Source organism: Streptomyces californicus (assembly GCF_000717645.1).
Lineage (GTDB): Bacteria > Actinomycetota > Actinomycetes > Streptomycetales > Streptomycetaceae > Streptomyces > Streptomyces californicus.
This window is the reverse complement of record NZ_JNZZ01000022.1, coordinates 1-17,605: the sequence shown is the minus strand read 5'-3', so window position 1 is coordinate 17,605 and position 17,605 is coordinate 1. Positions and strand designations below refer to the sequence as shown.

Annotated in this window: 8 protein-coding genes, 1 tRNA gene and 1 pseudogene; 1 reads left to right on the top strand and 9 read right to left on the bottom strand. The window is 70.4% G+C overall.

Features of this window, described 5'->3' with window-relative positions; translation table 11 throughout:
- Positions 1 to 86: 86 nt before the first annotated feature.
- The 8 genes and pseudogenes from IF19_RS0126715 to IF19_RS0126680 all read right to left on the bottom strand — a co-directional run bounded on the left by IF19_RS0126715 (position 87) and on the right by IF19_RS0126680 (position 14,104).
- Complete coding sequence (locus IF19_RS0126715; protein WP_030116201.1) at positions 87 to 470, bottom strand: helix-turn-helix domain-containing protein; 384 nt, start codon at positions 468 to 470, stop codon at positions 87 to 89.
- A 109-nt stretch (positions 471 to 579) separates the two neighbouring features.
- The gene (locus tag IF19_RS0126710; RefSeq protein WP_030116200.1) at positions 580 to 1,089 is read right to left on the bottom strand and encodes a CinA family protein; all 510 of its coding nucleotides are present in this window, start codon (positions 1,087 to 1,089) and stop codon (positions 580 to 582) included.
- Positions 1,086 to 1,949: a CDP-diacylglycerol--glycerol-3-phosphate 3-phosphatidyltransferase gene (gene pgsA / locus IF19_RS0126705; RefSeq protein WP_030197292.1), complete on the bottom strand. Its 864-nt coding sequence runs from the start codon at positions 1,947 to 1,949 to the stop codon at positions 1,086 to 1,088. Before pgsA ends, IF19_RS0126710 begins: the two co-directional genes overlap by 4 nt.
- Positions 1,946 to 3,427, bottom strand: coding sequence for a 30S ribosomal protein S12 methylthiotransferase RimO (rimO, locus tag IF19_RS0126700; protein ID WP_030116198.1), 1,482 nt, complete (start codon positions 3,425 to 3,427; stop codon positions 1,946 to 1,948). The genes pgsA and rimO overlap by 4 nt, the downstream gene beginning before the upstream one ends.
- A gap of 174 nt (positions 3,428 to 3,601) precedes the next feature.
- Positions 3,602 to 4,405: a helix-turn-helix domain-containing protein gene (locus IF19_RS0126695; RefSeq protein ID WP_030116197.1), complete on the bottom strand. Its 804-nt coding sequence runs from the start codon at positions 4,403 to 4,405 to the stop codon at positions 3,602 to 3,604.
- Between the two features lie 320 nt (positions 4,406 to 4,725).
- Positions 4,726 to 7,497: a DNA translocase FtsK gene (locus IF19_RS0126690; RefSeq protein WP_030116196.1), complete on the bottom strand. Its 2,772-nt coding sequence runs from the start codon at positions 7,495 to 7,497 to the stop codon at positions 4,726 to 4,728.
- A gap of 228 nt (positions 7,498 to 7,725) precedes the next feature.
- A pseudogene (locus IF19_RS01000000135010) lies at positions 7,726 to 8,409 on the bottom strand (response regulator).
- Positions 8,410 to 8,653: 244 nt separating this feature from the next.
- On the bottom strand, positions 8,654 to 14,104 hold the full coding sequence (locus IF19_RS0126680) for a HAMP domain-containing protein (RefSeq protein ID WP_030116195.1): 5,451 nt from the start codon (positions 14,102 to 14,104) through the stop codon (positions 8,654 to 8,656).
- A 400-nt stretch (positions 14,105 to 14,504) separates the two neighbouring features.
- On the opposite strand from IF19_RS0126680, the gene IF19_RS0126675 reads away from it, so the two are divergent.
- Positions 14,505 to 17,138: a SpoIIE family protein phosphatase gene (locus tag IF19_RS0126675; protein WP_030277239.1), complete on the top strand. Its 2,634-nt coding sequence runs from the start codon at positions 14,505 to 14,507 to the stop codon at positions 17,136 to 17,138.
- 76 nt (positions 17,139 to 17,214) lie between these two features.
- Here the strand turns inward: IF19_RS0126675 and IF19_RS0126670 are convergent.
- A tRNA-Thr gene (locus tag IF19_RS0126670) sits at positions 17,215 to 17,287 on the bottom strand.
- Positions 17,288 to 17,605: the final 318 nt, after the last annotated feature.

The following is a 17,605-nucleotide window of genomic DNA, read 5'->3' as shown; positions in this document are numbered from 1 at the left end:
GAGAAATCGGGCCCCACGCCGAAGAGCCCCGGCCGGCCCCGGTGGGGGCCGACCGGGACTCCGGTCGAGCAATGGTGCCGCAGGGATCAGGCGGCGACGACGTCCACCGCTTCCGCGGGCGCCTTGATGGTGACGCGCCCCGACGGCACACCTGCGACCGACGAGACGGAGACGGAATTGAGCATGGGGCGAACCGGCACTGGCACCGGATCGCTGGCAGCCGCCGACGCGGCGAGCTCGGCGAGCGAGAGCTCGTCACTCACCTCACGCATGAGCTCGGACATCCGTACGTCAAGCGCGTCGCAAATCGCGGAGAGCAGCTCGGAGGATGCCTCCTTCTGCCCCCGCTCCACCTCGGAGAGATAACCGAGCGAGACCCGGGCGGACGAGGAGACTTCGCGCAGAGTACGGCCTTGGCGCTGGCGCTGCCGACGCAGCACGTCACCCAGCAGGCGACGGAGCAGAATCATCGGTGGCTCCCTCCTCGGACCGCGTAGCCGCATCCTTCACGCCCTACCGTACCGCCTTGAGGCGCGGCCGTGCGGGGAGCGATGTTGTGTTCACTCAGGGCTGCAAACATCAAATCCCCCCGTGTTGTTCCGTATCCTGTGCCCGCGCATTCTCACCGAGTTCGCTCGCGAGCAGTTCGAGGACGCTTCGCACGCTCTCATGACGGATCTCCGCCCTCCCACCATTCAACCGCAGAGCGACGACTTTCTCGACGCCGGAGGGTCCGGCCACGGCCGCGTAGACCGTGCCGACCGGCTGCCCGTCCTGCGGTTCCGGCCCGGCGACCCCCGTGGTGGAGACGCCCCAGTCCGCGTCGAGGACCCGGCGCACCCCGGCCGCCATCTGCGCCGCGACCTCGGGGTCCACCGCACCGCGCTCTGCCAGGAGAGGCGCGTCGACGCCGAGGAGGTCCCGCTTGACCGGGGTGGCGTACGCCGTCACCGAGCCCCGGAAGGACCGGGAGGCGCCGGGTACGGCGGTCAGCTCGGCGGCGACCAGGCCGCCCGTCAGCGATTCGGCGACGGCCAGCGTCTCGCCGCGCGCGCCGAGGAGCCGGAGCACCCGGGCGGCGGCTGTCACCGCTCGGCCTCCGCGCCGCCTCGCGCCTCGGCGGCGCCGGACCGTACGTCGAAGGCCCCCGCCGGGATGTCCGCCGTTCCGGACCGCGGTTCCGCCGCATCGGGCCGGGCGTCCGTGACGGCCGTCACCGCACCGGCCGGCGCGGCGCCCACCGCGGAACCCGCGGCCGCCCGCAGCGCCTCCGTGGCGTCCGCCGAGCGGGCCGCCGCGGCGGCCCGCTCGGCGGCGAGGCCCTGACGGCGCAGGACGACGGCCTGACGTACGTAGTCGAGCCCGGTGACCACCGTCAGCACGACGGCGACCATCATCACCCAGAACCGCAGGGTCGCCAGGGGCCCCGTGAGGGCCAGGACGTACATGCCGGCCGCCGTCCCCTGCGCGAGCGTCTTCAGCTTGCCGCCTCTGCTGGCCGGGATCACCGCGTGGCGGATCACCCAGAACCGCATGAGCGTGATGCCGAGCTCACGCGCGATGATCACGCCGGTGATCCACCACGGCAGATCGCCCAGGATGGAGAGCGAGACCAGCGCGGCTCCCATGATCGCCTTGTCGGCGATGGGGTCGGCGATCTTCCCGAAATCCGTGACCAGGTTGTACGTCCGCGCCAGATGGCCGTCGAACAGGTCGGTGATCATCGCGATGGCGAAGGCCGCCCAGGCGAAGGAGCGCCAGGCCGGGTCGTACCCGCCGTTGTGGAACAGCAGGAGGACGAAGCCGGGCACGAGCAGCAGCCGGACCATGGTGAGGATGTTGGCGATGTTCCACAGGCTGGCCTGGTTGACGGCCGCAGTGCCCAGCTTGCCGCCGCGGACCGGCTTCGCGCCGGAGCCGCCTGCCGCGGATGCCGGGACTCCCGTCATCTGGCTACCTCCGCAAGGTCGTGGTGTTCGGCCACCAGGTCGACGCCCTCGGTGCCCACTGCCTTCGCCTCGACCATACGGCCCGGCACCAGTCCCTCGCGTGTGGTGAAGACCACCTGGCCGTCCGTTTCGGGCGCCTGGTGCGCCGCGCGCCCGACCACGACCTCGCCGTCCTCGTCCGACTCCACGGACTCCACCAGCACCTGGAGGGTCTCCCCCACGCGCTCCTCGGCACGCTGCGAGGTCAGCTCCTCGGCCAGCTGGGAGATGTGGGCGAGGCGCTCCGCGATGGTGTCGGCGTCGAGCTTGTTCTCGTAGCCCACCGCTTCGGTGCCCTCCTCGTCGGAGTAGCCGAAGACGCCGATCGCGTCGAGGCGGGCGCCGGTGAGGAAGCGTTCCAGCTCCGCGAGGTCGGCCTCGGTCTCACCGGGGAAGCCGACGATGAAGTTCGAGCGGGCGCCGGCCTCGGGGGCCTTGCTCCGGATGGTGTCCAGCAGCTCCAGGAAGCGGTCGGTGTCGCCGAAGCGGCGCATCGCGCGCAGCACGCCGGGGGCGGAGTGCTGGAAGGAGAGGTCGAAGTACGGGGCGACCTTCGGCGTCGAGGTGAGGACGTCGATGAGACCGGGGCGCATCTCGGCGGGCTGGAGGTAGCTGACCCGGATCCGCTCGATGCCGTCCACGTCGGCCAGCTCGGGCAGCAGGGTCTCCAGCAGCCGGATGTCGCCGAGGTCCTTGCCGTAGGAGGTGTTGTTCTCGGAGACGAGCATGACCTCCTTGACGCCCTGCTCGGCCAGCCAGCGGGTCTCCTGGAGCACGTCCGAGGGCCGCCGCGAGATGAACGAACCGCGGAAGGAGGGGATCGCGCAGAAGGAGCAGCGGCGGTCGCAGCCCGAGGCGAGCTTCACCGAGGCGACGGGGCTGGTGCCGAGGCGGCGGCGCAGCGGCGCCCGGGGCCCGGAGACCGGAGCGACCCCCTCCGGCAGGTCCTCGGGGACCGGGGCGGGCGCCTCCTGGGCGTGGCCGGGCAGCGCCACGGCGGCGTCCTGCCGCTCGGCGGGACTGATCGGCAGCAGCTTGCGGCGGTCGCGCGGGGTGTGCGAGGCGTGGATGCCGCCGTTGAGGATGGTCTGGAGCCGGTCGGAGATGTCGGCGTAGTCGTCGAATCCGAGGACGCCGTCCGCCTCCGGCAGGGCCTCGGCGAGGTCCTTGCCGTAGCGCTCGGCCATGCAGCCGACGGCGACGACGGCCTGGGTGCGGCCGTGGTCCTTCAGATCGTTCGCTTCGAGCAGGGCGTCGACGGAGTCCTTCTTGGCGGCTTCGACGAACCCACAGGTGTTGACGACTGCGACATCCGCGTCCGAGGCGTCCTCGACGAGGTCCCAGCCGTCCGCTGCCAAGCGGCCTGCAAGCTCCTCCGAGTCCACCTCGTTACGGGCGCAGCCAAGAGTGACAAGGGCGACGGTACGGCGTTCGGGCATGGACTCAAGACTACTTCGTCCCCGCGCACCTCCTGCCGTCCAGGGTTGCCGAGCCCACTCACGAGCGCCCCGCGGCTACGAGGAGTGACGCCGGGCCGCCCCGGGAACGCCGAAGGGCGCCCGGCGCGAGGCCGGACGCCCGTCGTGGCGTTCACAGGGGGTGAGGACGGCGGGTCAGCCGGCCTCGGGGTCGCCCTTGGTGTAGGAGAGACGTTCGACCTGGCCGGGGCCGAAGCGGTCCTGGACCTGCTTGCCGTTGACGAAGAGCTCGATCGCCCCGGCGTCGCCGAGGACGAGGTCGATGCGCTCGCTGTCCTGGAAGGTCTTGGACTCGCCCTGGAGCAGCAGCCCGTCGAAGAGCAGCCGTCCGTTGTGGTCCTTGGCCGAGATCCAGCTCTTGCCCCGGTCGGCGCTGAGCTTGACCGTCACCTTGTCCCGGGGGGCCGCGGCGATGGCGCTCTCGGAGGGCACGGGCTCCTTGTCGGCGGGCTTGGTCGCGGTGGGCTTGGCCGCCGTCTTGTCGGGCTTGGAGCCCTCGGCGACCTGGGCGGTGGTGGAGGGTTCGTCCTCGCCCCCGTTGAAGAGGGTGAAGCCGACGAACCCGATGACGGCGACGATGGCCGCGACCATGGCGGCGGTCCAGTTGGGCCGCCGGGGTTCGGAGCGGATGCGTTCCGCTTCGAACAGCGGGACCGCCGGAGTCGGCGCCGGACGCCCGCCGTGGTCGGCGTCGTACTCCTCGACCAGCGGTTCCGGATCGAGGCCGACGGCGCGGGCGAGCGTGCGGATGTGGCCGCGGGCGTAGACGTCGCCGCCGCAGCGGGAGAAGTCGTCCTGCTCGATCGCCTGCACGATGGGCATGCGCACCCGGGTCGAGGCGCTGACTTCCTCGACCGTCAGACCTGCGGCGATACGAGCCTGCTGGAGGGCGCGACCGACCGAAGGCCGGTCGTCTTCGGGAGAGTTGCCGATGGACACGGGGGCGCCTTTCGAGCGTGAGCCACCTGCTGGGTGTTCAGTCTAGGGGGGGTACGAAAGGGAGGGGCAACCGGGCGGGACGACTTTGTACGCCATCGGGTTCGCCGGTCGGCCCCGCCTCCGGCTCCGGGGTGGAGCGGCTGCGGAGCACGGCCCCGATCGAGGACTGGGCAACCGGTAGTGGGCCGAACGGGGGTGGGGGACGAGCGGGGTGGGAACGGTGTGGACTGCGGGGAGGGGCACGGTGGTGTCCCTCCCTTCAACTGGACGTACGGCCGTACGAAACGGTTGCCCACAAAACCTTTACGGAGCGGATTGCGTTACGGGGCGGATTCCCCGCGGATGACGGCCAACACCCCGTCGAGCTCGTCGGGTTTCACGAGGACGTCGCGGGCTTTGGAGCCCTCGCTCGGTCCGACGATGGAGCGGGACTCCATGAGGTCCATCAGCCGCCCGGCCTTCGCGAAACCGACCCGGAGCTTGCGCTGGAGCATCGAGGTCGATCCGAACTGGGTGGAGACGACCAGTTCGGCGGCCTGGCAGAGCAGGTCCAGGTCGTCGCCGATGTCCTCGTCGATCTCCTTCTTCTGCTTCGTGCCGACGACGACGTCGTCCCGGAAGACCGGGGCCATCTGGTCCTTGCAGTGCTGGACGACGGCTGCGACCTCGTCCTCGGTGACGAACGCTCCCTGCATACGGGTCGGCTTGTTGGCGCCCATCGGGAGGAACAGCCCGTCGCCCTTGCCGATGAGCTTCTCCGCGCCGGGCTGGTCGAGGATGACGCGGCTGTCGGCGAGGGAGGAGGTGGCGAAGGCGAGCCGGGAGGGCACGTTGGCCTTGATCAGGCCGGTCACCACGTCGACCGAGGGGCGCTGGGTGGCGAGCACCAGGTGGATGCCGGCCGCACGGGCCAGCTGGGTGATGCGGACGATGGAGTCCTCGACGTCACGCGGGGCCACCATCATCAGGTCGGCCAGCTCGTCGACGATCACCAGCAGGTACGGGTACGGGGACAGCTCGCGCTCGCTGCCCTCGGGCAGTTTGAGCTTGCCCTCGCGCACCGCCTTGTTGAAGTCGTCGATGTGCCGGTAGCCGAAGTTGGCCAGGTCGTCGTAGCGCAGGTCCATCTCGCGGACCACCCACTGGAGCGCTTCGGCGGCCTTCTTGGGGTTGGTGATGATCGGGGTGATGAGGTGAGGGATGCCCTCGTACGCGGTCAGCTCGACGCGCTTGGGGTCGACGAGGACCATCCGCACGTCCTCGGGGGTGGCCCGCACCATGACCGAGGTGATCAGGCAGTTGATGCAGGACGATTTTCCGGAGCCGGTGGCGCCGGCCACCAGCATGTGGGGCATCTTGGCCAGGCTGTGCATGACGTAGCCGCCCTCGACGTCCTTGCCGAAGGCCACCATCATCGGGTCGTCGTCCTCGGCCAGGCGCAGCACATCGCCGAGGTTGACCATCTCCCGGTCGCTGTTGGGGATCTCGATGCCGACCGCCGACTTGCCGGGGATCGGGGAGATGATCCGCACGTCGGGACTGGCCACCGCGTAGGCGATGTTCTTGGTCAGCGCGGTGATCTTCTCGACCTTGACGGCGGGGCCGAGCTCCACCTCGTACCGGGTGACCGTCGGCCCCCGGGTGAAGCCGGTGACGGCGGCGTCCACCTTGAACTCGGTGAAGACGGTGGTCAGCGACTCGACCACCAGGTCGTTGGCGGCGCTGCGGGTCTTGCCGGGGCCGCCGCGCTCCAGCAGGTCGAGCGAGGGCAGGGAGTAGGTGATGTCGCCGGAGAGCTGGAGCTGTTCGGCGCGGGCGGGCAGCCCGGGTGAGGATTCGGGGGCGGGCTTGGTCAGGTCGGGCACACCGCCGGACCGCTCCTCGGCGCCCTCGGCGGCGGGGGCGGTCCTGCGGACGCCGGGCTTCGGGCGCTCCTCCCGCTGCTCGGCCCCGCGGGCTCCGGGAACAGGCGTACCGGTGCGTTCCCGGTCCGGCGAGACTCCCTGCGTCAGATCCGCGACGACCGGCGAGGGCGGCATGCCGTTGAGCACGGCCCCGTCGAGCGCGGCAGCGGCGGCGGCCGCGACGTCCACCGCGTCCAGCGGCCGGTTCATCGCGGGCTGGGCGGAGGGACGGCGGGGCCGGCGGCGCTTGGTGAGCGCCTCCTCCTCGGCCCGGTCGTGGTCGGGTCCGGCGTCGGTGCGCCGGGTCCCGCGCCGGCGGGGGCCCTCGGGCAGGGCGTCGCGCCACTGCTCGTCGTAGCGCTCGTCGTCGCCCTCGTACCCCTCGACGTCCTCGGGGGACGGTTCGACGATTCCGAGACGGACGCCGAGTTGGCGGAGCCGCTGCGGGATGGCGTTGACCGGGGTGGCGGTGACGACCAGGAGCCCGAACACGGTCAGCAGCACCAGCAGCGGTACGGCGAGGACCTCGCCCATCATGAAGATCAGCGGCTTCGAGGTGGCCCACCCGATCAGACCGCCCGCATCCTGCATCGCCTCGGTGCCGGCGTCGCGGCCCGGCGAGCCGCAGGCGATGTGCACCTGGCCGAGGACGCCGATGACGAGGGCGGACAGCCCGATGACGATACGGCCGTTGGCGTCCGGCCGCTCCGGATAGAGGATCAGACGGACCGCCATCGCGCCCAGCAGTATCGGCGCGAGCAGATCGAGCCGCCCGAAGGCCCCGGTGACCAGCATCTCGACCAGGTCGCCGACCGGGCCCTGGAGGTTGGACCAGGTGCCGGCGGCGACGACCAGCGCCAGGCCGAGCAGCAGCAGCGCGAGGCCGTCCTTGCGGTGGGCTGGGTCAAGCCCCTTGGCTCCACGCCCTATCGAACGGAACACCGCGCCGACGCCGTGCGCCGTCCCGAGCCAGACCGCCCGCACCAGGCGGTAGAGGCCGCCGGTGGGCGAGGGCGCGGGTTTGGGCGCGGGCTTCCTGGCCGCCGCCTTCTTCGCGGGGGCCACCGCCTTCTTGGCTGCGACCTTCTTCGCGGGCGCGGCTTTCTTCGCCGGCCCCGTGGTACGGCCGACGCGCTTTGTGGTGCCCGCCGTGCCCTGGGAACCCTTGCCGGACGTACGTGAGGCCATGGTGCCGAGGTTACCGCTGTCGCCCCTCGTGAACACGTTCGGCCGCTGGTTCACCCGTCCGTGTCGCCTTCACGGGGCGGGGAACTGACGTCGGCTCACGCGGAAGGCCCCACGCGTCACCGGGAGTCGGGGTGCGTGAGGCCCTGCGCCGGGCCCGTGCGGGCGTCGCGGACTCGGAAACCGACGCTGCCGGGAGGCTCGGGGCCGGTCCTGCCGGATCGCTGCGACTCAGCTCGGGGCGGGCAGCACGCTCGCGCCTCCGCCGGTCCCCGGCTCCAACGCGTCGAGCGCGCGGCGCAGCCCGGTCAGCTTGCGCTCCAGATGGGCGGCGGTGGCGACGGCCGCGGCGTCCGCGGACTCGTCGTCGAGCTGTTTGGAGAGCGCCTCGGCCTGTTCCTCGACGGCGGCCAGCCGCGCCGAGAGCTCGGCCAGCAGACCGGCCGGCTCCCGCTCGTGCCGGCTTCCCGCCTGGCCGTCGCCCTCCAACTGCAGCCGCAGCAGCGCGGCCTACTCGCGGAGCTTGCAGTTCTTCATGTACAGCTCGACGAAGACCGAGACCTTGGCGCGGAGCACCCACGGGTCGAACGGCTTCGAGATGTAGTCCACCGCTCCCGCCGCGTATCCGCGGAAGGTGTGGTGCGGACCGTGGTTGATCGCGGTGAGGAAGATGATCGGGATGTCCCGGGTCCGCTCCCGCCGCTTGATGTGCGCGGCGGTCTCGAAACCGTCCATGCCCGGCATCTGGACGTCCAGCAGAATGACCGCGAAATCGTCCGTGAGCAGCGCTTTGAGCGCCTCCTCCCCTGACGATGCCCGGACCAGTGTCTGATCGAGCGCAGAGAGGATGGCCTCCAGCGCCAGCAGATTCTCCGGCCGGTCATCGACCAGGAGGATCTTGGCCTTCTGCACCATGGCCCGTCCTCCTCGCCCCGGAAATACGCCGGGTGCCGCCCCGGGGGACGACTCCCTTACGCCGTCCGCCCTTGTGCCGGTCATGGTAGCCGCACCCCGCCCGTCACCACACCCTGTCACCGCGATGTCACCGTGCACATACCGCAAACGCGGTGGGAGACCAGAAGGTTCCCCGAATGCAGCGGGTTCACACCCGTTCGCGCACGGTCGATCATCAACTCACGCCAACTCGTTCAACCTTCGATCACTCTCCGTGCATCCACTGCTCCATCACCGCGAGCAGATGATCAGGATCGACCGGCTTCGTCACATAGTCGGAAGCTCCACACTCGATGGCCTTCTCCCGGTCGCCCTTCATCGCCTTCGCGGTGAGCGCCACGATCGGAAGTCCGGCGAACTGCGGCATCCGCCGGATCGCGGTCGTCGTCGCGTAACCGTCCATCTCGGGCATCATGATGTCCATCAGTACGACCGTCACGTCGTCGTGCTGCTCCAGGACTTCGATCCCCTCGCGGCCGTTCTCGGCGTACAGCACCGCCAGTCCGTGCTGCTCCAGCACGCTGGTGAGCGCGAAGACGTTGCGGATGTCGTCGTCGACGATGAGCACCTTCTCCCCGCGGAAACGGAACGTCCGCCGGGGCGCCTGCTCCTCCGCGCCCTGGTCCTGCGCCCGGTCCGGGCCGCCCTGCACCCATTCCTCCTGCTGAGGCGCGCTGTCGGGCGCGGTGCGACCGGCCGGGAGGGCGGGCCTGGCGGCCGCTTCCCCCAAGGCCTTGCGCCGACGACGGAACACTCCCGCGGAGTTGGCCGGATCGCCGAGCGGAGCCTGCTGGCCCTGCGGCGGCTGGGCCTGCCCCGGCCCGTCGGCGCCACCCAGCACCTCGGCGGAACCGGAACCCGCCGACGGGTAGCCCTGGGGCGGCAGTTCCGCGCGGTGCAGCGGCAGGTACAGCGTGAAGGTCGAACCCCGGCCCGGTTCGCTGGCCGCGTGGATCTCACCGCCGAGCAGCCGGGCGATCTCCCGGCTGATGGAGAGGCCGAGACCGGTGCCTCCGTACTTGCGGCTCGTCGTGCCGTCCGCCTGCTTGAACGCCTCGAAGATCACCAGCATCTTGCTGGACGCGATCCCGATGCCGGTGTCGGTCACCGAGAAGGCGATCAGACCGGCGTCCGGGTCGCGCAGCGAACCGGCCTCCAGCAGATGTTCCCGGATCGCGTTGGGAACGTCGGCTCCGGCCGGCCGGATCACCAGCTCGACCGCACCGCTGTCGGTGAACTTCACCGCGTTGGAGAGCAGGTTGCGCAGCACCTGGAGCAGGCGCTGCTCGTCCGTGTGCAGGGTGGCGGGAAGCTCCGGCGAGACCCGTACGGAGAAGTCGAGCCCCTTCTCCGCGGTGAGCGGGCGGAAGGTGGCCTCCACGTAGTCGACCAACTGGACCAGCGCGATCCGCGTCGGGCTGACGTCCATCTTGCCCGCCTCGACCTTGGAGAGGTCGAGGATGTCGTTGATCAGCTGGAGCAGGTCGGAGCCGGCGCCGTGGATCGTCTCGGCGAACTCCACCTGCTTCGGCGAGAGGTTGCCCTCGGCGTTGTCGGCCAGCAACTTGGCGAGGATCAGCAGCGAGTTGAGCGGCGTGCGCAGCTCGTGCGACATGTTCGCCAGGAACTCGGACTTGTAGCGCATCGAGACCGCGAGCTGCTCGGCGCGCTCCTCCAGCACCTGGCGCGCCTCCTCGATCTCGGTGTTCTTCACCTCGATGTCGCGGTTCTGCTGGGCCAGCAGCTCGGCCTTCTCCTCCAGTTCGGCGTTGGACGCCTGGAGTGCCTTCTGGCGGTTCTCCAACTCCTGCGAGCGGTCGCGCAGTTGCTCGGTCAGCTCCTGCGACTGCTCCAGCAGCTTCTCCGTCTTGGTGTTGACGCTGATCGTGTTGACGCTGGTGGCGATCATCTCGGCGAGCTGGTTGAGGAAGTCCCGCTGGATGTGCGTGAACGGCTGGAAGGAGGCCAGCTCGATCACGCCGAGGACCTTGCCCTCGAAGAGGACCGGCAGCACGATCACATGCGCCGGAGGGGCCTCCCCGAGCCCGGACGAGATCTTCAGGTACCCCGGCGGCACGTTGTCCACCTGGATCGTCCGCTTCTCCTCGGCCGCCGTCCCGATGAGCGTCTCCCCGGGCCGGAAGGAGGTCGGCATCGAGCCCGCGGAGTAGCCGTAACTCCCCCGCATCCGCAGCTCGTACGAGCCGTCCTCGCCGTTGTCGGGACCGACCTCATCCGAATCGCCCGGCGCCATCGCCAGGAAGAACGCGCCGTGCTGAGCCGAGACCACCGGCGTCAGCTCGCTCATGATCAGCGAGGCCACGTCGTCCAGATCGCGGCGGCCCTGCATCAGTCCGGAGATCCGGGCGAGGTTGCCCTTCAGCCAGTCCTGCTCCTTGTTGGCGAGCGTAGTGTCGCGCAGGTTCGCGATCATCGTGTTGATGTTGTCCTGGAGGACCTGGATCTCACCAGCCGCGTCCACGTCGATCTTGAGGTTCAGATCGCCGCGCGTCACCGCCGTGGCGACCGCCGCGATGGCCCGTACCTGACGGGTCAGGTTCCCGGCCATCTCGTTCACCGACTCGGTCAGGTCGCGCCAGGTACCGTCCACGTCCCGCACGCGCGCCTGGCCGCCCAGCTGCCCCTCGGTACCCACCTCGCGGGCGACCCGCGTCACCTGCTCGGCGAACGAGGACAACTGGTCGACCATCGTGTTGATGGTGTTCTTCAGCTCCTGGATCTCACCGCGCGCGTCGATGTCGATCTTCTTGGTCAGGTCGCCCTTGGCGATGGCGGTGGTGACCGTGGCGATCTGCCGCACCTGACCGGTCAGGTTGGAGGCCATCGAGTTCACGGACTCCGTGAGGTCCTTCCACGTGCCGGCGACCCCCGGCACCCGGGCCTGACCGCCCAGCTCGCCCTCGGTGCCCACCTCGCGGGCCACCCGCGTCACCTCGTCGGCGAACGAGGAGAGCGTCGTCACCATCGTGTTGACGGTGTCGGCCAGCTCCGCGACCTCGCCCCGTGCCTCCACGGTGACCTTCTTCGTCAGATCGCCGTTGGCGACCGCGGAGGAGACCCGGGAGATGTTGCGCACCTGGCTGGTCAGGTTGTTGGCCATCAGGTTGACGTTCTCGCTGAGGTCCTTCCAGATGCCGGTCGCCCCGCGCACCCGCGCCTGACCGCCGAGGATCCCCTCGGTGCCCACCTCGCGGGCCACCCTGGACACCTCGTCGGCGAAGTTCAGCAGCTGGTCGACCATCGTGTTGACGGTCGTGACCAGTTCGAGGATCTCGCCCTTGGCGTCGACGGTGATCTTCTTGGAGAGGTCGCCCTTGGCGACCGCGGTGGTGACCTCGGCGATGTTGCGGACCTGGAGCGTCAGGTTGTTCGCCATGCCGTTGACGGACTGGGTCAGGTCCTTCCACGTACCGGAGACGCCCTGGACCTCGGCCTGACCGCCGAGGATGCCCTCCGTACCCACCTCACGGGCGACCCGCGTCACCTGCTCCGCGAAGTTGGACAGCTGGTCCACCATCGTGTTGAGCGTGTTCTTGAGCTCCAGGATCTCGCCCCGGGCGTCCACGTCGATCTTCTGCGACAGGTCACCGCGCGCCACCGCCGTGGCGACCTGCGCGATGTTGCGGACCTGAGCGGTCAGGTTGCCTGCCATGCCGTTCACCGAATCGGTGAGATCACGCCACACTCCGGCCACGCCGGGCACCTGCGCCTGACCGCCGAGCCGCCCGTCCGTACCCACCTCGCGGGCCACCCTGGTGACCTGGTCGGCGAAGGCCGAGAGCTGGTCGACCATGGTGTTGATGGTGTTCTTGAGCTCCAGGATCTCGCCCCGGGCGTCCACGTCGATCTTCTGCGACAGGTCGCCCCGCGCCACCGCCGTCGTCACCTGAGCGATCTGCCTCACCTGCGAGGTGAGGTTCCCGGCCATGAAGTTGACGGAGTCCGTCAGCTCCTTCCACGTACCCGATACGCCGTCCACGCGCGCCTGCCCGCCGAGACGGCCCTCGGTGCCCACGTCCCGGGCCATCCGCGTCACCTGGTCGGCGAAGCTGGACAGCTGCGCCACCATCGTGTTGACGGTGTTCTTCAGCTCCAGCATCTCCCCGGCCACGTCCACGGTGACCTTCTGGGAGAGGTCTCCGTTGGCGACGGCCGTGGTCACCTGGGCGATGTCCCGGACCTGTCCGGTCAGGTTGCGGAACGCGGTGTTCACCGAGTCGGTGAGGTCCTTCCACGTCCCCGCCGCGCCCGGCACCTCGGCCTGGCCGCCGAGCCGGCCCTCGACGCCGACCTCCCGGGCGACCCGGGTCACCTCGGAACCGAACGACTGGAGCTGGTCCACCATCGTGTTGACGGTGTTCTTCAGCTCCAGCATCTCCCCGGCCACGTCGACCGTGACCTTCTGCGTCATGTCGCCGCTGGCCACCGCCGTGGTCACCTGGGCGATGTCGCGCACCTGCGTGGTCAGGTTCCGGAAGACCGTGTTCACCGAATCGGTGAGGTCCTTCCACGTCCCCGCGGCCCCCGGAACCTGCGCCTGGCCCCCGAGCAGCCCTTCGCCGCCGACCTCGCTCGCCACGCGGGTCACCTCGTCCGCGAAGGTGCGCAGCGTCTCGGTCATCTGGTTGATCGTCTCGGCGAGCTGGGCGACCTCGCCGCGCGCGCTCACCGTGACCTTCTGCGTCAGGTCGCCGTTGGCGACCGCCGTCGTCACCTCCGCGATGCCGCGCACCTGGGAGGTGAGGTTGCCCGCCATCGTGTTGACGGAGTCGGTGAGGTCCTTCCACACGCCGGCGACGCCCGGCACGGTCGCCTGACCGCCGAGCTCGCCCTCCGTACCCACCTCGCGGGCGACGCGCGTCACCTCGGACGAGAACGACGACAGCTGGTCCACCATCGTGTTCACGGTGTTCTTGAGCTGGAGCATCTCGCCGGCCACGTGGACGGTGACCTTGCGGGACAGATCGCCCTTGGCGACCGCCGTGGTCACCAGCGCGATGTCCCTCACCTGTGCGGTGAGCCGGTACGCCATGGTGTTGACGGAGTCCGTGAGGTCCTTCCAGGACCCCGACATCCCGCGCACCTGCGCCTGGCCGCCGAGCTTGCCCTCGGTGCCCACCTCGACCGCGACCCGGGTGACCTGTTCGGTGAAGACCGACAACTGGTCGACGAGGTTGTTGACCGTACGGGCGACCTTCAGGAACTCCCCGCGCAGCGGGCGCACCGTCTCGTCCTGCGTGTGCGAACGCAGCTCCATCCGCTGCTCCAGGTCACCGTCGGCGACCGCCGACAGGACCCGGCCCACCTCGGAGACGGGCCGCGCGAGATCGTCGACGAGCTCGTTGGAGGCGTCGATCGCGGCGGCCCAAGAGCCCTCGCAGGCGCCCGTCTCCAGCCGCTCGGTGAGCTTCCCCTCGCGCCCGACCACCCGGCGTACGCGTGCCAGCTCACCCGTGAGGTGGAGATTGCGGTCCGCGACCTCGTTGAAGACCGCCGCGATCTCCGACAGCACTCCGTCGCCGGAGACGGTGAGCCGCCGGCGGAAATTGCCGTCGCGCATCGCCACCAGGGCCCCGAGCACTCTGTTCAGAGCCGCCGCGTCCACTTCGACGGTGCCATTGCGCTGCTTCTTCACGGACTGCCCGCCTTTTGTACGCGCCTTCGGACCCCGCGCCGCCACGCCAGACTCCACCGTGTCCCTCCCGCAGGGGTTGACCGTTTCACCCGGGCCTTTTCACAAGCCTGCCCAGTTCCACTTTGGCTCACCGCCACCGCACACCGTCAACGGGCAGCCGGGCGGACGTCAAATCATTGCAACGTACCAGGCCGGAACCGGTCGCCGGACCAACTGTCCCTGTTGAGCCCCATCCCCTGCGCCGGGGGTCCATACTTGTGCGCCCGCGCACCACCGCCGGGGCGACTTGTCCCGAACTCAGCCCTCGCGTGTCCGGCGCCTTTGCCGAAGGTCTAGCCTGGCAGGCGAGTCGAAGCGGCGAGAAACGGGCACAGGACTCGGGGAAGCGACGAGACACCATATGGGGAGTGCTGTGATCACCGCGCGCGCGGCCGCCACGTTCGAACCGGTCGGGCGCTCTGTCGCGACCGCCCGCGCCTTTGTCCGGGACACGCTCCAGGGGTGGGGGTACAACGATGTCGTCGACGACGCCGTCGTTCTCACCAGTGAGCTCGTGACCAACGCCGTCATCCACGCCGGCACCGCGGCCGACGTGCTGTGCCTGCGCAGCGCGGAGGGCGTCCGCGTCGAGGTCGCCGACCACTATCCGGAACGCGAGGTGCCGCTCCAGAGCAGCGGCATCGACTTCGGCAGCCCCGACCGTGAGAACGGCCGCGGGCTGCTCCTCTGTGCGGCCCTGGCCTCCCGCTGGGGTGTCGAGTACAGCCCCACCCGCAAGCACGTCTGGTTCCAGCTGGACCTGCCCGACCGTCCGGTGGGGATCCGCTCGGCGGGCCCGGTCCTGCCGACCTCGCTGCTCCCCGTGACCGACCAGCGGGTCCGGGTCGCCGTCGTCCAGATCGACAGCACGGGCGCGATCAGCGCCTGGAACGAAGACGCGGCGCACGTGTTCGGGCACACCGCGGAGCAGGTCGCCGGCAAGCAGTTCACCGACTTCGTGGCCTGGCCGCACACCCCGGGCACCAGTACGGGCATCGCCGACGCCCTCCAGCTCTCCCGCTGGGAGGGCAGCTACGGGATCCGCGGCGCCGACGGCCGGACCATCCCCGTGTACGCCTCGCACCTGCGGGTCCGCGACAACGACGGCGACCCGTCGACGGTCTGCCTGCTCGTCCGCGACGACGAGCGCGCCGTCCTCCAGAGCCCGGTCCGCGCGCCGGTCTCCGACGTCTCCTCCGACAACCGCACGGCGGACCCGTTCGAGGTCTTCATCGGCTCTCCCGCCCCCGACGACCTGGACGGCCTCCTGCAGCGGACGGTGGAGCGGGCCCGGGACATGCTCGACGCGGACGCCGCCTTCCTCCTGCTCGCCACGGACGACGAGACGGAGCTGGAGGTCCGCGCGACGACGGGCCTCCCCTCGGCCCGCCAGCGGTTCGCCCGGGTCCCCGTGGAGGCCGGCACGGGGCGCTACGGCTCCGCCCGGATGCCCGCGGTGCACGAGGACCTGACCGCCGTTCCCGGCGCCGTCCCGCTGCTCACCGACACGGGGATGCGCTCGGTCGTCACGGTCCCGCTGAAGGTCGAGGGAAGGCTCACGGGCTCGCTCGGCGTCGCGGCGGAGAACGCCGGCCGCTACTCCAACGAGGAGGCCCTGCGTCTCCAGTTCGCCGCGGACCGCATCGCGCTCGCGGTGGAGTCCGCCCGCCTCGGCGAGCTGGAACGGCTGCGCCGCGGTTCCCTGTCCTTCCTCGTCGAGGCGTCCGACCTGCTGGCCGGCACGCTCGACCGGGACCAGACACTGGCCCTCATGGCACAGATGACGGTCCCGACCCTGGCCACCTGGTGCGCCGTGTACACGATCGCGGACCAGTCCTCGGACCCGTACCTCTCGTACGTGCTCCACGAGGACGAGGACCTCATCGACGGGCTCAAGGCCCTCCTGTCGAAGATCTCCCCGCCGGATCCGGTGCCGACCCCGGGCGCTCGTGTCTGGTCCGCGCCGGCGGAGGCGGGGCACCGCGCGGCGGTGTCCACGTCGACGCGTGCTCTGGCCGCCGACGCCCCGCTCAGCATGAGCACGGCGACCCGGACCACGCTCGCCACGGCTCAGGCGGTCGGCGGTGAGACCGTGGTCCTGCCGCTGGTCGCCCGCAACCGCGTGATCGGCATGCTGACGCTCGGGAAGCCCTCGGACGACCACTTCCGCCAGGAGATCCTGGAGCTGGCCGAGGACCTGTCCCGCCGGGCCGCTCTGGCCCTGGACAACGCCCGCCTGTACTCGGAGCGCACGGCGATCAGCCAGTCCCTCCAGCGCAGCCTCCTGCCGCCGGGTCTCCCCGATGTGCCGAACGTCGAGATCGAGGTCATCTACCGCGCGGCGGGCGAGGGCAACGAGGTCGGCGGCGACTTCTACGACGTCTTCCCGATCAGCGACGGCGCGTACGGCTTCGCCATCGGCGACGTCTGCGGTACGGGTCCCGAGGCGGCGGCCGTCACCGGGCTGGCCCGCCACGCGCTGCGCCTCCTGGCCCGCGAGGGGTTCGGCGGCCCCGCCGTCCTGGAGCGGCTGAACGCGGCGATCCTCGACGAGGGCGCCCGCAGCCGCTTCCTGACCCTGCTGTACGGCGAGCTGTGGCCCCGGGAGGACGGCAGCGCCCTCCTGAAGGTCGTCTGCGCCGGCCATCCGCTGCCACTGCGGCTGCGCCAGGACGGCTCGGTCGTACCGGCCGCCGAGCCGCAGCCGCTCCTCGGCGTCATCGACGACCTGGAGCTGTACGCGGAGGAGGTCGTCCTCGATCCGGGCGACGTCCTCCTCTGCGTCACGGACGGCATCACCGAACGCCGTGAGGGAAGCCGCATGCTGGGCGACGACGGCCTCGCCGAGGTGCTGTCGACCTGTACGGGCCTGACAGCCGGAGCGGTCGCCGCACGCATCCTGCGGGCCGTGGAGCGCTTCGCCGCCGAGCCCGCTTCGGACGACATGGCGATCCTGGCCATGCGCATTCCCGAGCCCCAGCCCCAGCAGTCCTGACCCGCGCCGGCCGGGCATCCGGCCGCACAGAACGCGAAAGGCCCCCGCCGTGTGGCGGGGACCTTTCGTTTCTCTGAGCCCCAATGCGGAATCGAACCGCAGACCTTCTCCTTACCATGGAGACGCTCTACCGACTGAGCTATTGGGGCCTCGTTGCCCTGCGGCAACGAGGTAAACCATACACGGGATCCGGGATTGCTCCTAATCCGTGTCCTGCCAGGTCGGGCGGCCTGCGAGCGGCTCCGCACCGGCCCTCTGCGGAGCCGGTTCACCGCCTGGATCGCCGGTGCACGTCCTGCGAACGATGGAGGCTGGAGCCGCCTTCCGCGGAGGCCGCCCGCCCCACCGGGCCGGCTACGGACGAATCTGGCGGTGAACGCAGAAAAGCCCCGTGCCACAAGGCACGGGGCTTTCCCGGAAAAATTGTTCGGCGGCGTCCTACTCTCCCACAGGGTCCCCCCTGCAGT